Here is a 17,307-nt window from a genome sequence, read left to right as displayed (position 1 = left end):
GCCTACTCCAGCGGCAACACGTCCTGCTGCAGTTCGACCCGGCCTTCGCCGCGCATCACTTTCTTGAACTCCGCGCGCGACACCGATACGTAGCGTTCGTTGCCGCCGATTTCCACCTGCGGCCCCTGCTGCACCGCGCGCCCCTGCTCGTCCACGCGCACGGTCATCGTCGCCTTCTTGCCGCTGTGGCAGATGGTCTTGATCTCGTCGAGCTCGTCCGCCCACGCCAGCAACGCGGCGCTGCCTTCGAACAGTTCGCCGCGGAAATCGGTACGCAGGCCGTAGCACAGCACCGGCACGCGCAGCGCATCGACCACCTCGCCCAGCTGCCAGGCCTGCGCCTTGGTGAGGAATTGCGCTTCGTCCACCAGCACGCAGTCGAGCTTGCCGCGTGCGGCGATGTCGTCGCGCACGAGTTGTTCGAGGTCGTCCTCGCGGCCGAAGCCCCGTCCCTGCGCGCGCAGGCCGATGCGCGAGGCGACGGTGCCGCTGCCGGAACGGTCGTCCAGGCGCGGGGTGAGGATCAGCACGCGCATGCCGCGTTCGCGGTAGTTGTGCGCGGACTGCAGCAGGGTCGTGGTCTTCCCCGCGTTCATCGCCGAGTAGTAGAAGTAGAGCTTGGCCATGCCGACAGTCTAGCGTGACGCACCGACATTGCCGGCAGTTCAGGGCCGATCTTTCGGCGCCGGCTCCGCGTTTTTCACTTCTGGAATCGGGGAGACGTTCTGCAGGTCGCCCACCACGATGCGTGCATGGCGTTCCCCGCTCCAGATGCGGTCCTGCAACTTCCAGTAGCTGTCCGCATTCCAGAACTCACGCGCATAGAAGCGATTCGCATCGATACTGCCGCCATTGGGAAGCGCGATGTACAGCGCCGACGCGTACGAGGGACCCAGCATCGAACCCGTCGCTCGATGAGCTTCCCGGCGCATTACCGCGCTCTGGCGCGGTTTGGCGACGACGTCCCCGTAATTCGCCAGCATGCGAGGCGCCTGCGCCGTGGCGTCCTTGCGTTCCTGCGGCGTGAGTTGCTGCCAGTAATACATCTTGAGCATGACGAACATTTCATAGCCGCGTTCGGCAGCGAGCGCCATCCACAGGTACCCCAGGGCGTGGTCCGGCGGAGCGCCTTCGCCATTCCACGTCATTTCCCCCAACCGGGCCTGCGAAGGCTTGTCGCCATACCGAGCGGCGAGCGCGTACTGATGGCGCGCCACCACGGGATCATGCAAGTCGTCGGCGCGCATGCCCGCCTTGCGATACTTCAAGTCCGGGTGTGCTTCCAGGAAGCCATCCGTCAGAATGTCCGCCGGAATGTCTTCTCCGGTGAGCGCCACGCTAGCGGCCTTCTGGGCGGAGCCCGACGTCGAAAACGTGAACAATGCCAACAATGCGATGACGACAACCTGCTTCATTCCAGCAAGTCCATTCAGATGCCCGCCTTTTGGCCCACTACGGAATGCATGACCTTCCGCGCGCAATTCCCGCGCGATCGAGTTTAACCCTATGCATGGCTTGAATCATCAACAACGCGACGCGGTCCTGCACGCGCAAGGTCCGCTGCTGGTGCTCGCCGGCGCCGGTTCGGGCAAGACCCGCGTTATCGTGGAGAAGATCGCGCACCTGGTGCAGGGCGGGCACGTTCCCGCGAAGCGCATCGCCGCGATCACCTTCACCAACAAGGCGGCGAAGGAAATGCGCGAACGCGTCGCGCGCCGGCTCAAGGGCGATGCCGGCGAAGGCCTGACCGTGTGCACCTTCCACGCGCTGGGCCTGCGCATCGCGCAAACCGAGCACGCGAAGCTCGGCTTGCGGCGTGGCTTCTCGGTGTTCGACGCCGACGATTCCCTCGCGCAACTGCGCGACCTGATGCCGGGCGCGAAGCCCGACGCGGTGCAGGCCGCGCAATCGCTGGTGTCGCGGGCCAAGAACGCCGGGTTGTCGCCGGAAGAAGCGGCAGCGAATGCGTTGGGTGTGCGCGAACGCGAGGCCGCGGCACTGTACGCGCGCTACCAGCAGCGCCTGCATGCGTTCAACGCGGTCGATTTCGACGACCTGATCCGGCTGCCGGTGCAATTGCTGGAAACCGACGCCGAAGCGAACGCCGCATGGCGTGAACGCATCGGTTATCTCCTTGTCGACGAATGCCAGGACACCAACGACGCGCAGTACCGGCTGCTGAAGGCGCTCGCCGGCGAACGCGGCGACTTCACCTGCGTGGGCGACGACGACCAGAGCATCTACGCCTGGCGCGGCGCGAATCCGGAAAACCTGTCGCAACTCGCGCGCGACTACCCGGCGCTGAAGATCGTCAAGCTCGAACAGAACTACCGCTGCAGCAATCGCGTGCTGCGCGCGGCGAACGCGCTGATCGCGCGCAACCCGCACGAGCACCCGAAGACCTTGTGGAGCGCGCAGGCCGACGGCGAGCGCATCCGCGTCTGGGAATGCCGCGACGGTGCGCACGAAGCGGAGAAGGTCGCGGCGGAATTGCAGTTCACCGCGCAAAAGCACGGCGCACCGTGGAGCGATTTCTGCGTGCTGTTCCGCGGCAACCACCAGAGCCGCGCGCTGGAAAAGGCGTTGCAGCTGCTGCGCATTCCCTACCACCTCAGCGGCGGCACCGCCTTCCTCGATCGCGGTGAGGTGAAGGACGCGCTGGCCTGGCTGCGCCTGCTGGCGAATCCCGAGGACGACGCCGCATTCCTGCGCGCGCTGCAATCGCCCAAGCGCGAAGTCGGCGCGACCACGCTGGCCAAGCTCGGCGAACTCGCGCGCGAGGCGCACCTGCCGCTGGCGCGCGCGGCCGAATCGGTCGGCCTGCTGAAGCAGTTGCCGACGCGTTCGGCGAACGCGATCGCCGGCTTCACCGACCTCATCCGCGGACTGCGCGGCGACGCTTCGCGCCTGCCGCCGAGCGAACTCGTGCGTGCGCTGGTCGCGCGCTCGGGAATGCTCGAAGCCCTGCGCGCGCACAGCAGCAGCGAATCGCTGTTCGCGCTGCGTCGCGGCAACCTCGAGGAGCTCGCCGACTGGTTCGCGAATGCGCGTGGCGCCGGCATCGCCGAGCTCGCGGCGCAGCTCGGCCTGCTCAGCCATGCCGACCGCGACAACGCCGGCAACCAGGTGCGATTGATGAGCCTGCACGCGGCGAAAGGACTGGAATTCCGCTACGTGTTCATCGTCGGGCTGGAAGACGGAACGCTCCCGCACGAGGCCAGCATCGACGAAGGCCGGCTGGAGGAAGAACGCCGGCTGCTCTACGTCGGCATCACCCGCGCCAAGGAACGCCTGTGGCTGTCGCATGCGCGCGAGGCCACGCGTTGGGGCAGCAAGCAGCGCCACGTGCCGAGCCGTTTCCTCGACGAACTGCCCGCGGCGGAAATCCAGCGCGACGGCGACGACCCGGTCGCGGACGCGGCGCGCAAGGCCGAACGCGCGGCCGCGGGTTTCGCCGACATCCGCGCGTTGCTCGACGGCTGAAACGCCGGCGGCGAACCAGTCATTCGCGCGGGAGCGCCGCCTCGATGCGCGCGGCGACCTTTTTCGCGAGGAATTCGTATCCGGCCCGACTGTAGTGGACGTCGTGCGGCTTCTGCAATTCGGCGAGCCTGGGCACGACATCGGCATTGAGGTCATCCACCGCCACGCCATTTTCCCTCATCACTTCCAAGGCGATGTCGTTGTAAACCTTCACGTCGGCCGGCCTTCTCTCCGCATCGATCCCATCTTCCGGGACGGGCGTGGTCGTGGCCCATATGAGCCTTGCGCCGGTCGCCCGCAGCCGCTTGACCAGGGCGCGAAGATTTTTTTCGTACTCGCCCGGCTCAACCTGATGCCTGCCGTCCGGCATGAGCTTGAGGTCGTGCAGTCCCCAGTTGAAATGGATCACGTCCCACTTGCCGTCGTCGAGCGAGCTCTCGACCTCCGCAACGTGGTCCATCGTGGAACGGCCGTTGAAGGGAATGCGGTGGACGTTGGCCTTTCCTTCCAGCAGCTTGCGCACCGGCAGCGTGTAACCGATCGAGATCGAATCGCCGATCAGCAGTACGCGGGGCAAGCCGGGCACGTCCGCGACCGGCGCCAATTCAGGCAGGAGGCGCGCGTTGGCAGCCGGCGCGGCATCGATTCCCCCGGCACCGGGGGCATGCGGCCGCTCGGCCCATGCGAGAACTGCGATCGCGGCGAGTGAAATCGCGATTGCGAGGGTGTTGCGATTGATCTTCACCAAGCGACTCGATCATGCGGGGATGGCGCCCGGAATCGGGGCCATGATGGGCCAGAACCCGGCGTTCGCGAAACGCCATGCCGGCCGGAACGCTTCGCGGCTTCCCGACGGTACGGATGTCGCCAGCGCGGGCTAGACTCGCGCGATCCCGACGGAGCCCGACATGCCTTCACCCCGCACCCTGACGCTGCTCGCCTGCGCGCTCGCGCTGGCCGCGTGCAAGCCGACCTCGTACACCGCGCCCGCCGCGGGCGAGATTCCGCCGCCCAAGGCCGCGGCGGTGGATCCGGCCAAGCCGAACGACAACCTCAATGCGGTGCTGTGGATGCAGGACTCGGCCGAATACGGCGCGGTCTGCGAAACCATCTACCGCGCCGCGACCGCACAGTTGGACGCCGCACTCGCCGACAAGACGCGCGACGCCTTGGTGCCCGAGGAGCGCGGAAACGCCGCCGAAGGATTGCCGCCGGCGGTGGTGATGGACGTGGACGAAACCGTGCTCGACAACTCGCCCTACCAGGCGCGGCTGATCGCCAACGGCAAGGAATACGACGACGTCAGCTGGGACGCCTGGGTGGCCGAGAAGAAGGCGCAGCCGCTGCCGGGCGTGGTCGCGTTCGCGCAGGCCGCGGCGGCCAAGGGCATCACCGTGCTCTACCTCTCCAACCGCGACGAACACCTGCAGGCCGCGACGATCGCCAACCTCAAGGCGGTTGGGCTGCCGGTGAAGGACGACAGCGTGTTCCTCGGCCTCGGTACCTTCGTGAAGGACTGCGAGCAGAACGGCAGCGAGAAAAACTGCCGCCGCCGCCTCGCCGGGCAGAAGTACCGGGTGCTGATGCAGTTCGGCGACCAGCTCGGCGATTTCGTGCAGGTGTTGGCGAACGCGCCCAAGGACCGCGGCCAATTGGCGGGCAAGTACCGCGACTGGTTCGGCCAGCGCTGGTGGATGCTGCCCAACCCGAGCTACGGCAGCTGGGAGCCGGCGGTGTTCAACAACGACTGGGCACAGCCACAGGCAAAGCGCCGGGCGGCCAAGCGGGCCGCATTGGATCTGGCGAATTGATCAGAAATTCTTTTAAATCAATTGGTTAATGATGAAAAGTTGAGGTATTGCCTCAGCTTTTCGATTCGGCTAACCTGAACGCGTCCGGCCACGGCCGGAGCCATGCCACAACCGCAACGTCCTCCGGCGAGAGCCGGACTTCACGGGAGACTCGGTCTCCCGTTTTCTTTTCCTCCGCTTTCCTTCTCCCCGCCTGCGGGGAGAAGGTGCCGAAGGCGGATGAGGGGCGCGAATCGCCTATCGTTGTCTGCGGGGAGGGAAACGATGCGGAACTGGACAACGTTCGCGATCACGTGCTCGCTGGTGCTGGCCGGCTGCCGTGGCGGCGACACGTCCGTGTCGACCGCGACATCGACCCGTCCCGGCGGCGCGACCACGCCGGCCGAAGCGGTGCTGCTGCCCACCCGCGACCTGCACGACAACGACCTCGCCGCCTTCGCCCGCGACGCGGTGCCGCCGGCGTTGCACGTGCGGTTGGACGTGGCCTGGCGCAGCGGACGCAGCCGTTGGCCGCTGGACGAACTGCCGCTGGGCGCGAAGGTACCGGCAATGCTCGGCGCGCTCGCGGCGCCCGGTTCGGAGGCGAAGCTCGGCCGCGACTACGACCGCCAACTCGCCGGGGCCGGTGGCGAACTGCGCTCGGCGGCGCTGGCGCTGGGCCTGTTCGGCGACAAATACCTCGCCAATGAAGGCGATTTCAGTGCCGACGAACGCGCCCACTACCGGCAACTGGTCGCCGCCGCCAGCCGCTGGGCCGCGAACGCGCCGCTGTCGGACGCGAAGCGCGCGCATGCCGCGATCGCACGGCTTGCCACCGCCGCCCGCGCCAGCGGCCTGCGTTCCGAAGCCGATTTCGCCCGCCTCGGCATGGACGACAGCCTGCGTCGGTTGTCGACATTCGAGAAGGTGATGAAGGGCGTGCTCGCCGGCTACGGCCTGGACCTCGACGCGACCCTGGCCGGCATGCGCGCGAGCGAGGTCGAACGCGACGGCAACCACGCCCGGGTGCGGATGCAGTACCGCTTCGGCAGCCGCGACATCGATGCGGTCATCGCCGTCGAACGCCGCGACGGGCGCTGGTATGTCGCCGATTTCCTGCGCCACGCCGAAGCCGCCGCCGGGCCCGCGACCCCGGCGCAGTAAGGGCGGCCAGCCGGGCGCGACGGGCATAATGCCGGCGATGCCCAAGATTCCCCCTTCCCAACCTTCGCTGTTCGGATCGCCCGAAGAGCCCGACGAGCGCTTCGATCCGGATCCGCGGATGACCCTGGGCGAAGCCATGGAGGAACCGGCGGAACCCGCGCCGCCGGCAGGGCCGCCGCCATCGCCTTCCGAATCGACCGCTCGCCGGCCGTGGTGGGTCGGCCTGCTCGGCTGGCTGATGGGGCCATGGGTGAAGGTCGAGGTCGAACCCGCGAATCCCGGCGAGCAGATCGACGCGCGCCCGGTCTGCTACGTGCTCGAGGACTACGGCCTGTCGAACGCGCTGATCCTCGACCGCGCCTGCCGCGAAGCCGGCCTGCCCTCGCCGCTGCGCCCGTTGCCGGGCGATCCGCTGGGCCGCAAGCGCGCCTACGTCGCCTTGTCGCGGCGCAGCGCGGGCAGCGCGCTCAAGGCCGCGGCGCAACAGTTCGCGCAGCAACTCGCGTTGCAGCAGGGCCAGGCGGCCCCGGCGCACGGCAAGACCCGCTCCGAATCGCTGTCGCGGCTGATCGAGGCGCACCGCGCCAATCCGCGCCTCGACGTGCAGCTGGTGCCGGTGTCGATCTTCGTCGGCCGCGCGCCGGACAAGGCCAGTGGCTGGTTCAGCGTGCTGTTCTCGGAAAACTGGGCGCTGGTCGGCCGCTTCCGCCGCCTGCTCGCGATCCTGCTCAACGGCCGCGACACCACCGTGCGCTTCGCGCCGCCGGTCGACCTGCGCGGCATCGTCGGCGAAGGGCTCGACCCCGAACGCACCGTACGCAAGCTCTCGCGCGTGCTGCGCGCGCACTTCCACCGCATCCGCGCCGCGATCATCGGCCCGGACCTGTCCACGCGCCGGCTGCTCGCCGACGCGGTGCTGGCCTCGGATCCGGTGAAGGAAGCCATCGCCGAGCAGGCGCGCCGCGACAAGTCCTCGCTGATCGACGCGTGGAAGAAAGCGCACCGCTTCATCTGGGAAATCGCCGCCGACTATTCGCACCCGGTGGTGCGTTCGGTCAGTTCCCTGCTCACGCCGGTGTGGAACCGCATCTACCGCGGCGTGCTGGTGCACCACCTGGAAGGCCTGAAGGAAGCGGCGCCGGGCCACGAAGTCATCTACGTGCCCAGCCACCGCAGCCACATGGACTACCTGCTGGTCTCGTACCTGCTCTACACCAAGGGCATCGTGCCGCCGCACATCGTCGCCGGCGTCAACCTCAACCTGCCGGTGATCGGCAGCCTGCTGCGCCGCGGCGGCGCGTTCTTCATCCGTCGCTCGATCCGCGGCAGCGCGCTGTATTCGGCGGTGCTCAGCGAATACGTCGCGCAGCTGGTGTCCGGCGGCTATTCCATCGAATGCTTCATCGAGGGCGGGCGTTCGCGCACCGGCCGCCTGCTGCCGCCCAAGGGCGGGATGATCTCGATGCTGCTGCGCGGCTACCTGCGCCAGCCCACGCGCCCGGTGCTGTTCCAGCCGGTGTACATCGGCTACGAGAAGCTGATGGAAGGCAACAGCTACCTCGACGAGCTTTCCGGCAAGCCCAAGGAAAAGGAATCGATCTGGTCGCTGCTGTGGGGCGTGCCGAAGGTGCTTCGACAGAATTTCGGGCAAGTCGTGGTGAACTTCGGCGAGCGCATTCCGCTCAACGACGTGCTGGCGAAGCACGCGCCCGACTGGGACGGCAAGGCGGTAGGGGAGGACGAAAAGCCGGCGTGGCTGTCCGATACCGTCGACGACCTCGCGCAACGCATCCAGGTCAACGTCAACCGCGCCGCCGACGTGAACCCGGTCAACCTGCTGGCGATGGCGCTGCTGTCCACGCCCAAGCACGCGATGGGCGAATCCGACCTGCTGGCGCAGATCGCGCTGTCGCAGACCCTGCTGCGCGACGTGCCGTATTCGGACTACGTCACCGTCACCCCGCACACGCCCGAGCAGATCGTCGCCCACGGCGAGGAGATCGGCATGCTCGCGCGCACGCCGCACCCGCTCGGCGACGTACTCGGCGTCGACGACGACACCGCGGTGCTGCTCAGCTATTTCCGCAACAACGTGCTGCACCTGTTCGTCGCCGCCGCGTGGATCGCGGTGTGCTTCCAGAACAACCGGCGCATGGGCCTCGCGCAACTGCAGCGCCTGGGCCGCACGCTGTATCCGTTCCTGCAGGCGGAACTGTTCCTGCCCTGGGACGAGGACGGCTTCGCCGAACGCATCGACCGCACCATCGAGGTGTTCGTGCGCGAAGGCCTGCTGCAGCAGGTCGGCGAGGAAGACGGCGGCACCCTCGCCCGCAATGCCGGCCAGACCGACGAGGTGTTCCGCCTGCGCGCGATCGGCCACGCGTTGCAGCAGGCGTTCGAGCGCTACTACATCGCGATTTCGGTGCTGGTGAAGAACGGCCCGGGCACGCTCGGCGCCGGAGAACTGGAAACCCTGTGCCAGCTCGCCGCGCAGCGCCTGTCGCTGCTGTATGCCGACACCGCGCCGGAATTCTTCGACAAGTCGCTGTTCCGCGGCTTCATCCAGAAGCTACGCGAAATGAAACTGGTGTGGGCGGACGAGAACGGCAAGCTCGCCTTCGACGCGCGCCTCGACGCATGGGCGCGCGACGCGCGGGTGGTGCTGGGCCGCGAGCTGCGCCACACCATCGAGAAAGTCAGCCCGGAAGCCGCCGGACCGGCGCAAGCGCCGCCTTAACGCGGGCGGTGGCATCCTGTGCGGACGGCGGTCGCCCATGTGGCCGCCGATCGACGATGGATACGCGCGCACTCGTTCCCGCATCCGCATTGACCGCCTCGCAACGGCAGGTGGCGGAACTGCTCGCACGCGCCGGCATCGGCCTCGACGGCGCGAATCCCTGGGACATGCGCCTGCACGACGCGACCGTGCTCGACGACGCATTGGCGCGCGGCAACCTCGGCCTCGGCGAAGGCTATGTCGCCGGCCTGTGGGATTGCGATTCGCTGGACGGCTTCTTCGAACGCCTGCTGCGCGCGCACCTCGAACGCGAAGCGCATTCGCCGCGACTGGCATGGCACGCGCTGCACGCGAAGCTCGTCAATCGCCAGAACCGCCGCCACGCATGGGACGTGGGCCGCGCGCACTACGACCTCGGCAACGACTTCTTCGCCGCCATGCTCGATCCGCGCATGGCCTATTCCTGCGGCTACTGGCGCGATGCGAACACGCTGGCCGAGGCGCAGGAGGCCAAGCTCGAACTGGTCTGCCGCAAGCTTGGCTTGAAGCCGGGGATGCGCGTGCTCGACATCGGCTGCGGCTGGGGCAGTTTCATGGGCTACGCCGCGGAACGATACGGCGTGCATTGCATCGGCGTGACCGTGTCGAAGGAACAGGTCGCGTTCGCACGCGAACGCTACGCGGGATTGCCGCTGGAATTCCGCCTGCAGGATTACCGCGAACTGTCGCCGGACACGCTCGATGGCGCGGTCGACCGCGTGGTCAGCATCGGCATGTTCGAACACGTCGGCCGGCGCAACCACCGCGCGTTCATGCGCGTCGTCCGCTGCTGCCTGGCCGACGACGGCCTCGCCCTCCTGCACACCATCGGCAAGCGCCGCCGCAACACGACCATCGACCCGTGGATCGACAAGTACGTGTTCCCGAACGGCGACCTGCCGAGCATCGGCCAGATCGGCGACGCGATCGAGGACGTGCTGGTGGCCGAGGACCTGCACAACTTCGGCGCCGACTACGACCGCACGTTGATGGCGTGGCACGCGAACTTCGAAGCCGCGTGGCCGCGCTTCGCCGAAATGCACGGGGAAGCCTTCCACCGCCAGTGGCGCTATTACCTGCTCAGCTGCGCCGGCGCGTTCCGCGCGCGCGACCTGCAACTGTGGCAATGGGTGCTGTCGAAGGACGGCGTGCGCGGCGGCTACCGCCGGCCGGAGTGATCGTCAGGCCGGTTCGTCCGGCACCAGCTGCGCCTCGAGCTGCGCGATCTGGTCCTTGAGCTGCAATTTGCGCTTCTTCAGCCGCCGGATCGCCAGTTCGTCCGCCTCGGCATCGCCCTGCAGCCGCGCGATCGCGGCGTCGAGGTCGCGATGCGCCTCGCGCAATTCCACCAGGCGGTGGGACAGGCGGGCGAGGTCGGCGGGGTCGTCGATGCGGCTCATGCGTCGAGCATAGCGCGGCGGCATGGCACCGGCGGCGGGTAAAATGCCGTTTCGATGAACGCCATCCTCCCCCTCGCCGAACCGCAATCCCTCGCCCAGCGCCGCAAGCGCGAAGCGGACAAGCTGGCCAAGCGCCTGCGCCACCAGGTCGGCAAGGCCATCGCCGACTTCGGCATGATCGAAGGCGGCGACAAGGTCATGGTTTGCCTGTCCGGTGGCAAGGACAGCTACACCATGCTCGACGTGCTGCTGCAGTTGCAGAAGAAGGCGCCGGTCGAATTCGGCATCACCGCGGTCAACCTCGACCAGAAGCAGCCCGGTTTCCCCGAGCACGTGCTGCCGGAATATCTCAAGTCTATCGGCGTGGATTTCCACATCCTCGAACAGGACACCTATTCGGTGGTGACGCGCGTCATCCCCGAAGGCAAGACCATGTGCTCGCTGTGCTCGCGCCTGCGCCGCGGCGCGCTGTACACCTATGCGGAACAGAACGGTTTCACCAAGATCGCACTCGGCCATCATCGCGATGATTTGGTGAACACGTTCTTTCTCAACCTGTTCTTCCACGCCAAGCTCAGCGGCATGCCGCCCAAGCTGCTCAGCGACGACGGCAAGCACGTGGTGATCCGTCCGCTGGCCTACGTGCGCGAGGCGGATATCGAACAGTACGCGGACGCGAAAGCCTTCCCGATCATTCCCTGCAACCTGTGCGGCTCGCAGGAGAACCTGCAGCGCAAGCAGGTGAAGAAGATGCTGGAACAATGGGAACGCGAATCGCCGGGCCGGGTGGAAACCATGGCGCGCGCGCTGGGCGATATCCGCCCCTCGCAACTGAGCGATCCCAAGCTGTTCGATTTCCTCGCCCTCGGTCGACACGGCGATACCGCGATGCCCGATGCGCATGCGTGGCTCGCCGACCCCCTGTAGGAGCGGCTTCAGCCGCGACCCGCAACCTCGCTGATCGCGACACGACAACCCCACCCCAACCCTCCCCTTCAACGAAGGGGAGGGAGCAAAGGAATCCGATGTTCTTCCGCAACCTCACGCTGTTTCGCTTCCCCACCTCGCTCGACCTCTCCGACCTCGAAACGCAACTCGCCGAATGCGCGCTCAAGCCGGTCGGCCCGATGGAACTGTCCAGCCGCGGCTTCGTGCCGCCGTTCGGCCAGCACGGCGAGGCGCTGAGCCATGCCATCGGCGAATCGATGTGGCTGACCGTGGGCGGCGAGGACAAATTGCTGCCGTCGGCGGTGGTCAACGACCTGCTGCAGAAGAAACTCGCGGCGCTGGAGGAAAAGGAAGGCCGCAAGCCCGGCGGACGCGCGCGCAAGCGGATGAAGGAAGACCTGGTCGCGGAACTGCTGCCGCGCGCCTTCGTGCGGCCGGTGCGTAGCGATGCGCTGGTCGACACCAAGCTCGGCGTCATCGCGGTCGACACGTCCTCGCGCAAGAACGCGGAATCCGTCGTGTCCGAGGTTCGACATGCGCTCGGCAGTTTCCCGGCGCTGCCGGTGAACGCGGAAGTCGCACCGCGCGGAATCCTGACCGGCTGGATCGCCGGCGATCCGCTGCCCGATGGCCTGTCGCTGGGCGACGAATGCGAACTGCGCGACCCGACCGATTCCGGCGCGGTGGTGAAGGTGCAGCGCATGGAGCTGCAGGGCGAGGAAATCGGCAAGCACCTCGAGGCCGGCAAGCAGGTCGCGCGGCTGGCGCTGGTGCTCGACGACCACGTCAGCTTCGTGCTCGGCGAGGACCTGGTGGTGCGCAAGTTCAAGCTGCTGGAAGGCGCCGTCGACCAGCTCGAATCCACCGACCGCGAGGACGTCGCCGCCGAGCTCGACGCGCGCTTCGCGCTGATGGCCGGCGAGTTCAAGCGCCTGTTCGCGGTGCTGGAATCGGCGTTCCGGCTGAGCAAAGCCGATTGACCTGTAGGAGCGCCGATTTCGGCGCGCCCCATATCGCGCCCGAACGGGCGCTCCTACAATGCGCCGCATGCGTTCCCTGTTCCGCCTGCTGACGACCACGCGCACTGAGCCGAAACCGGCGATCCAGCGCGACAGCATCGGCTTCGTGCTCGCCGACGGCCGCCGCATTGACGTGTTGCGCGTGCGCGATCCGCGCGCGCGGCGGATCAAGTTGTCGGTGGACGAGCGCGGCGCGCGGCTGAGCCTGCCCTTGCGTGCCAGCCTCGTGTCCGGCGAACGCTTCCTGTTCGAACACCGCGACTGGCTGACCGCGCAGTTCGCGGCGCAGGCGAGCGACGGCATCGAGCCTTTGCGGCGCGATGCGACCAGCGCGCTTCCGTTGCGCGGGGCGATGCTGCCGCTGCGCTGGGAAAGCGCGCGCGCTTCACGACTCGATTTCGATGATGGCGGTGGCTTGTTGTTCCGCGCGCCTGCGTCCGCCGGCGAAGCCGCCTTGCAGCGCGCGTTGCGCGATTTCTATGAAGCGCAGGGCCGCGCCGACGTCGGCCGCTGGCTGCCGAAATATCTTTCGGGATTGCCGCGCGCGCCGCGGCGGATCGTGTTCAAGCGCACCAGCTCGCAATGGGGTTCGCTGGCGCCGGACGACACCCTGATGCTGGATCTCGCGCTGGTGCTGGCGCGGCCGTCGGCGTTCGAATACGTGCTGGTGCACGAACTCTGCCACCTGCTGCACGCCGACCATTCGCGCCGCTTCTGGCGCGAGGTCGAAGCGCGCTTCCCGGCGTGGCGCGAGGAACGCGACTACTTCCACGCCGAGGGCCGGCGACTGAAGGCGTCGCTGCGCGCGCTGGTGTCCGGTTGAAGCGCCCATCGACGTGATCATTTTCGGAGGCCGGATCCACCGGTCGGGGGAAACAGAGATGCGTATCCGCCATTCGTTCTTCGTTGCCTGCGCCGCGATCGCGGTGCTGTCCATCGCCAGCTGCAAGCGCGCCGGGGAAGCCGCCGCCGATGCCGCCATCGCCGCCGCCAGTGGTGGGAAGGTCGATGTCAGCCACGCCGACGACGGCACCACCACCATCAGCACCAAGGACGGCAAGCAGACCATGACGGTGAGCACCGGCGACGGCGCCGCGCTCCCGGCAAGTTTCCCCAAGGACGTGTTTCTGCCTTCGGACTACAAGGTCGAAAGCGCGCTGGAAATGCCCGGCGCGATCGTCACCCACGTGCTGACGCAAGGCAGCGTGGCGTCGATCTCGTCCGATGCCGACAAGGGCATGCAGGCGCAGGGCTGGAAGCAGACGATGGTGATGGCGCAATCTGAACAGGCGCACATCGTGATGTGGGAGAAAGGCGAACGCCACGCGACGTTGACCATCGCCGGCGACAAGGCCCAGGGCGGCGTGCAGGTCGGCTACCAGCTCGCGACCGAAAAACAGTAGTCAGGCGAGGAAGAAATCCCCGATCGCCGCGGCCACTTCGGCCGGCTGTTCCATGTGCAGGTGGTGTCCGCCACGGATCACGATGAGTTCGCCGTCGCGCAGGGCGGCAGCGTGCGCGCGTCGAACCGGATCGGGCAAATAAGGCTGCGCCGGATCGCCGTGGATCAACCGCACCGGGCATTCGATGCCGGCGATGAGGTCGAGCACCTGCGCTTCGGTCAGGCGCGTGAACGAGGGCAGCGTCAGCCGCGGATCGCTGCTCCACACGAAACCGCCCTCGACCTGCCGCGTGCCGCGTTCGACCAGCAATCGCGCCACCGGTTCGCTCAGGGCGTTCGCCTGCATCCGCGCGCGGATCGCCGGTTCCAGCGCCGGGAACACACGCAGGGATTTCTGCGGCAAGGCGCGCGCCGCGGCCACCGCCTCGCGCATGCGGATCGCGGTGCGTTCGGGCGTTTCGGCCAGCGCACCCAGCGCCTCGATCGCGAGGAAGCGCGCCACCCGTTGCGGACTCGCCGCCGCGACCAGGCTGCCGATGCCCGCGCCCATCGAATGCCCGAGCAGGGCGAAGCGCCCCCAGCCCAGCGCGTCGGCGATGTCGAGCACCGTGTTCACTGCGCCGTAGAACGAATAGTCCGCACCCGGCGCGAGGTGCGCGCTGCGACCATGACCCGGCAGATCCACCGCAACCAGGTCGAGGCCATCGAGATGATGCGCCAGCGGCACGAAGCTCGCGGCGTTGTCCAGCCAGCCGTGCAGGGCCAGCACCGGCGTCGCGCCTTCGCTACCCGCACGCAGTGCGGCGATGCGACCGAGCGGGAGCTCGATGTGGAATCCGCGGCTCAGTTCCATGCGTCCTCCGCGATCCTGGCGATGGCTTCGGCGTGCGCCCCGGATGCATTGAGGCACGGGATGTAACGCAACGACTCGCCACCCGCGGCGCGGAAGCGTTCGGCTTCCTGTTGCGCGATTTCCTCCAGCGTTTCCAGGCAATCGACGGCGAAGCCCGGGCAGGCGACATCGACGCTGCGCACGCCCTGCGCGGCGAGCGCATGCAGGCGCGCATCGGTGGACGGTTGCAACCACTTGCCCTTGCCGAAACGCGACTGGTAGGCGAGATCGATCCCGGCGCGCTCGATGCCGAGTTCGCGCGCGATCGCGGCGGTGCTGGCTTCGCACTGCGCGGCGTAGGGATCGCCGGCATCGACCACGCGTTGCGGCAAGCCGTGGAACGAGAGCAGCAGGCGTTCGCCGCGACCTTGCGTTTGCCAATGCGCGCGGATCGAATCGGCGACGGCACGAATCCAGGCCGGATGCAGGTGGTAATCGTCGAGCATGGCGATGCGCGCATCGTCGGCCCGGACCTTCGCGATCGCGTCCGCAACCGAGGCCGTGGTGGTGGTCGAATACTGCGGATACAACGGCAATACGCGGATGTCCTGCGCGCCAGCGGCGAGTTCGTTTCGCAGCACTTCCGCCAGTGGTGGCGCGCCGTACCGCATCGCGTGCACCACGCGCCATGCTGGCAACCGCGCCTGCACCGCCTGCGCGAGGCGCCGCGTGTAAACGGCGAGCGGCGAACCGTCGTCCATCCAGATCGAGGCGTATTTCCCCGCCACCACCGGACTGCGGCGCGGCAGGATCACCTTGCGCAGCAGCGGCTTCCACAGCCACTGCGGCAACTGCACCACGCGCGGATCGGTGAGGAATTCGTCGAGGTAGGCGGACACCGCCTGCGCCGTCGGCGCCGCGGGGGTGCCGAGGTTGGCGAGCACGAGCACGCGGCCGGAGACATCCTTCATCCGCATAGGATGACAGGCGCGCGGCTCAGACCGGATTCATCGGCCGCGGACTAGCGTGAACCCCGCCTGTCCCGCGCGGTCGAAACGTCCGCTGCAACGCAACCCATCCCCCGGAGAAACCGCATGTCACGACCGATCCGCGCCGCCCTCGGCCTCGCCCTCGTCGCCAGCCTCGCCTCGGCCTCGGCCTTCGCCGGCCCCAACGAGGACGCGCGCGCGCAGAACGCGGTGCGGGTGCTGACCGACATCCAGGCGATCCCGGAATCGGCGATCCCGGACAAGCTGTTCGACGAGGCCCGCGCGGTGATCGTCATCCCCGACGCGATGAAGCTCGGCCTGGTGGTCGGCGGCCGCCGCGGCCACGGCCTGTTGTCGATCAAGGGCGCGGACGGCACCTGGTCGAACCCGGCCTTCGTCACCCTCACCGGCGGCAGCATCGGCCTGCAGGCCGGCGTGCAGTCGGCGGACATCGTGCTGGTGTTCCGCAGCGATCGCGGGCTGGATTCCATCGTCAACGGCAAGTTCACCCTCGGCGCGGACGCCGGCGTCGCCGCCGGCCCGGTCGGGCGCAACGCCAGCGCCGCCACCGATGGCGCCATGAAGGCGGAAATCTGGTCGTGGTCGCGTGCGCGCGGCCTGTTCGCCGGCGTGGCGCTCGATGGCGCGGTGCTGAGCATCGACGATGCCGCCGACGAATCGGTCTACGGCCGCGACACCACCCCGCGGATGATCTTCGAATCGCGCGCGCCGCAGGCGCCGTCTTCGGATGTCGTTTCCTTCCGCGACGCGCTGGAGGAAGCTTCCGCCACCGCCCGCGCGCGCCGCAGCGACGGCGATGCCCCGGCCCCGCAAGCGACCACGACGGTGGGCGCGCCGGTGCCGGTGGCGCCGGCCGCAAGCGCGCCGGCCACGACCGGCCCGGCCAGCACCACGCCGCTGCCGGAAACCACGCCGCCGCCGGCGCAGTGACGCTGCGGTAAACTGATGCCCACACGGATTCACCGGCAGAACGCGTCATGGGTAGTTTGAGCATCTGGCACTGGCTGGTCTTGCTGCTGGTCGTGGTCGTGATCTTCGGCACCAAGCGCCTCGGCGGCGCCGGCAAGGACCTCGGCACCGCGATCAAGGAATTCAAGAAAGCGATGCGCGAGGACGAATCCGCGCCGCCCGCGCAGGACAAGGACGCCGCGGCGCCCACGCCGAAGGACGAAGACGACCGCAATCCCCCGGTCGTGCGCTGACGCGGCCTGGCGGCCGGCGCGATGTTCGACATCGGCTTTTCCGAACTGGTGGTGATCGCGCTGGTGGCGCTGGTGGTGCTCGGCCCCGAGCGCCTGCCCAAGGCCGCGCGGTTCGCCGGGCTGTGGGTGCGCCGCGCGCGCGCGCAGTGGTATGCGGTGAAATCGGAGTTCGAACAGGAACTGGCCGCCGACGAATTGAAGCGCAGCCTGCGCGAAACCCGGGACACCCTGCACGAAACCGGCGATGCCCTGCGCGACGCGCCATCGTCGCCGGCTTCCAC

General features: G+C 68.1%; 17 protein-coding genes and 1 pseudogene. 12 read left to right on the top strand and 6 right to left on the bottom strand.

What is annotated here, in order from left to right; all coding sequences use genetic code 11:
* Positions 1-2: 2 nt before the first annotated feature.
* Both FNZ56_RS09805 and FNZ56_RS09800 read right to left on the bottom strand, forming a co-directional pair.
* Positions 3-626 carry a thymidine kinase gene (locus FNZ56_RS09805; protein WP_143879663.1) on the bottom strand — a complete coding sequence of 208 codons (624 nt, stop codon included), beginning with the start codon at positions 624-626 and terminating at the stop codon, positions 3-5.
* A 39-nt stretch (positions 627-665) separates the two neighbouring features.
* Positions 666-1,415: an SEL1-like repeat protein gene (locus FNZ56_RS09800; RefSeq protein WP_246064568.1), complete on the bottom strand. Its 750-nt coding sequence runs from the start codon at positions 1,413-1,415 to the stop codon at positions 666-668.
* A 91-nt stretch (positions 1,416-1,506) separates the two neighbouring features.
* On the opposite strand from FNZ56_RS09800, the gene FNZ56_RS09795 reads away from it, so the two are divergent.
* The gene (locus FNZ56_RS09795) at positions 1,507-3,483 is read left to right on the top strand and encodes a UvrD-helicase domain-containing protein (RefSeq protein WP_143879662.1); all 1,977 of its coding nucleotides are present in this window, start codon (positions 1,507-1,509) and stop codon (positions 3,481-3,483) included.
* A gap of 19 nt (positions 3,484-3,502) precedes the next feature.
* On the opposite strand, the gene FNZ56_RS09790 is transcribed toward FNZ56_RS09795, so the two are convergent.
* Positions 3,503-4,228, bottom strand: coding sequence for an SGNH/GDSL hydrolase family protein (locus FNZ56_RS09790; RefSeq protein WP_221933296.1), 726 nt, complete (start codon positions 4,226-4,228; stop codon positions 3,503-3,505).
* A 163-nt stretch (positions 4,229-4,391) separates the two neighbouring features.
* Here FNZ56_RS09790 and FNZ56_RS09785 point away from each other — a divergent pair, with 163 nt between their 5' ends.
* The 4 genes from FNZ56_RS09785 (at position 4,392) to cfa (ending at position 10,391) form a co-directional block, all read left to right on the top strand.
* Positions 4,392-5,294, top strand: coding sequence for a 5'-nucleotidase, lipoprotein e(P4) family (locus tag FNZ56_RS09785; protein WP_143879661.1), 903 nt, complete (start codon positions 4,392-4,394; stop codon positions 5,292-5,294).
* Between the two features lie 264 nt (positions 5,295-5,558).
* Complete coding sequence (locus FNZ56_RS09780; protein ID WP_143879660.1) at positions 5,559-6,437, top strand: hypothetical protein; 879 nt, start codon at positions 5,559-5,561, stop codon at positions 6,435-6,437.
* Between the two features lie 118 nt (positions 6,438-6,555).
* Entirely contained in the window at positions 6,556-9,174 is a 2,619-nt protein-coding gene (gene plsB / locus FNZ56_RS09775; protein WP_246064785.1) for a glycerol-3-phosphate 1-O-acyltransferase PlsB, read from the top strand.
* 56 nt (positions 9,175-9,230) lie between these two features.
* Positions 9,231-10,391 carry a cyclopropane fatty acyl phospholipid synthase gene (gene cfa, locus FNZ56_RS09770; protein WP_143879658.1) on the top strand — a complete coding sequence of 387 codons (1,161 nt, stop codon included), beginning with the start codon at positions 9,231-9,233 and terminating at the stop codon, positions 10,389-10,391.
* A 3-nt stretch (positions 10,392-10,394) separates the two neighbouring features.
* On the opposite strand, the gene FNZ56_RS09765 is transcribed toward cfa, so the two are convergent.
* A complete protein-coding gene (locus tag FNZ56_RS09765) occupies positions 10,395-10,613 on the bottom strand; it encodes a YdcH family protein (RefSeq protein WP_143879657.1) in 219 nt (72 codons plus the stop codon).
* A 54-nt stretch (positions 10,614-10,667) separates the two neighbouring features.
* Here FNZ56_RS09765 and ttcA point away from each other — a divergent pair, with 54 nt between their 5' ends.
* The 4 genes from ttcA to FNZ56_RS09745 all read left to right on the top strand — a co-directional run bounded on the left by ttcA (position 10,668) and on the right by FNZ56_RS09745 (position 13,983).
* The gene (gene ttcA / locus FNZ56_RS09760; protein ID WP_143879656.1) at positions 10,668-11,540 is read left to right on the top strand and encodes a tRNA 2-thiocytidine(32) synthetase TtcA; all 873 of its coding nucleotides are present in this window, start codon (positions 10,668-10,670) and stop codon (positions 11,538-11,540) included.
* 98 nt (positions 11,541-11,638) lie between these two features.
* The gene (locus FNZ56_RS09755) at positions 11,639-12,541 is read left to right on the top strand and encodes a recombination-associated protein RdgC (RefSeq protein WP_143879655.1); all 903 of its coding nucleotides are present in this window, start codon (positions 11,639-11,641) and stop codon (positions 12,539-12,541) included.
* 58 nt (positions 12,542-12,599) lie between these two features.
* Positions 12,600-13,403: a M48 family metallopeptidase gene (locus FNZ56_RS09750; RefSeq protein WP_143879654.1), complete on the top strand. Its 804-nt coding sequence runs from the start codon at positions 12,600-12,602 to the stop codon at positions 13,401-13,403.
* 58 nt (positions 13,404-13,461) lie between these two features.
* A complete protein-coding gene (locus tag FNZ56_RS09745; RefSeq protein WP_143879653.1) occupies positions 13,462-13,983 on the top strand; it encodes a hypothetical protein in 522 nt (173 codons plus the stop codon).
* Here the strand turns inward: FNZ56_RS09745 and FNZ56_RS09740 are convergent, their stop codons facing one another.
* Positions 13,984-14,835 (bottom strand): alpha/beta fold hydrolase, encoded by an 852-nt coding sequence (locus FNZ56_RS09740; RefSeq protein WP_143879652.1) that lies wholly within the window; start codon positions 14,833-14,835, stop codon positions 13,984-13,986.
* Positions 14,826-15,785 carry a ferrochelatase gene (hemH, locus tag FNZ56_RS09735; protein ID WP_143879651.1) on the bottom strand — a complete coding sequence of 320 codons (960 nt, stop codon included), beginning with the start codon at positions 15,783-15,785 and terminating at the stop codon, positions 14,826-14,828. Before hemH ends, FNZ56_RS09740 begins: the two co-directional genes overlap by 10 nt.
* Before the next feature lie 123 nt (positions 15,786-15,908).
* Here hemH and FNZ56_RS09730 point away from each other — a divergent pair, with 123 nt between their 5' ends.
* The 3 genes and pseudogenes from FNZ56_RS09730 to tatB all read left to right on the top strand — a co-directional run.
* A complete protein-coding gene (locus FNZ56_RS09730) occupies positions 15,909-16,754 on the top strand; it encodes a lipid-binding SYLF domain-containing protein (RefSeq protein WP_143879650.1) in 846 nt (281 codons plus the stop codon).
* A 47-nt stretch (positions 16,755-16,801) separates the two neighbouring features.
* Positions 16,802-17,026: a Sec-independent protein translocase subunit TatA gene (gene tatA, locus FNZ56_RS09725; RefSeq protein WP_143879649.1), complete on the top strand. Its 225-nt coding sequence runs from the start codon at positions 16,802-16,804 to the stop codon at positions 17,024-17,026.
* 21 nt (positions 17,027-17,047) lie between these two features.
* Positions 17,048-17,284, top strand: a pseudogene (gene tatB, locus FNZ56_RS09720) (Sec-independent protein translocase protein TatB); the annotation flags it as partial.
* Between the last annotated feature and the right edge of the window lie 23 nt (positions 17,285-17,307).

The organism is Lysobacter lycopersici, assembly GCF_007556775.1.
Lineage (GTDB): Bacteria > Pseudomonadota > Gammaproteobacteria > Xanthomonadales > Xanthomonadaceae > Pseudoluteimonas > Pseudoluteimonas lycopersici.
Note: the sequence above shows the minus strand (reverse complement) of the source record. Positions and strands in the feature narration are given on the sequence as shown.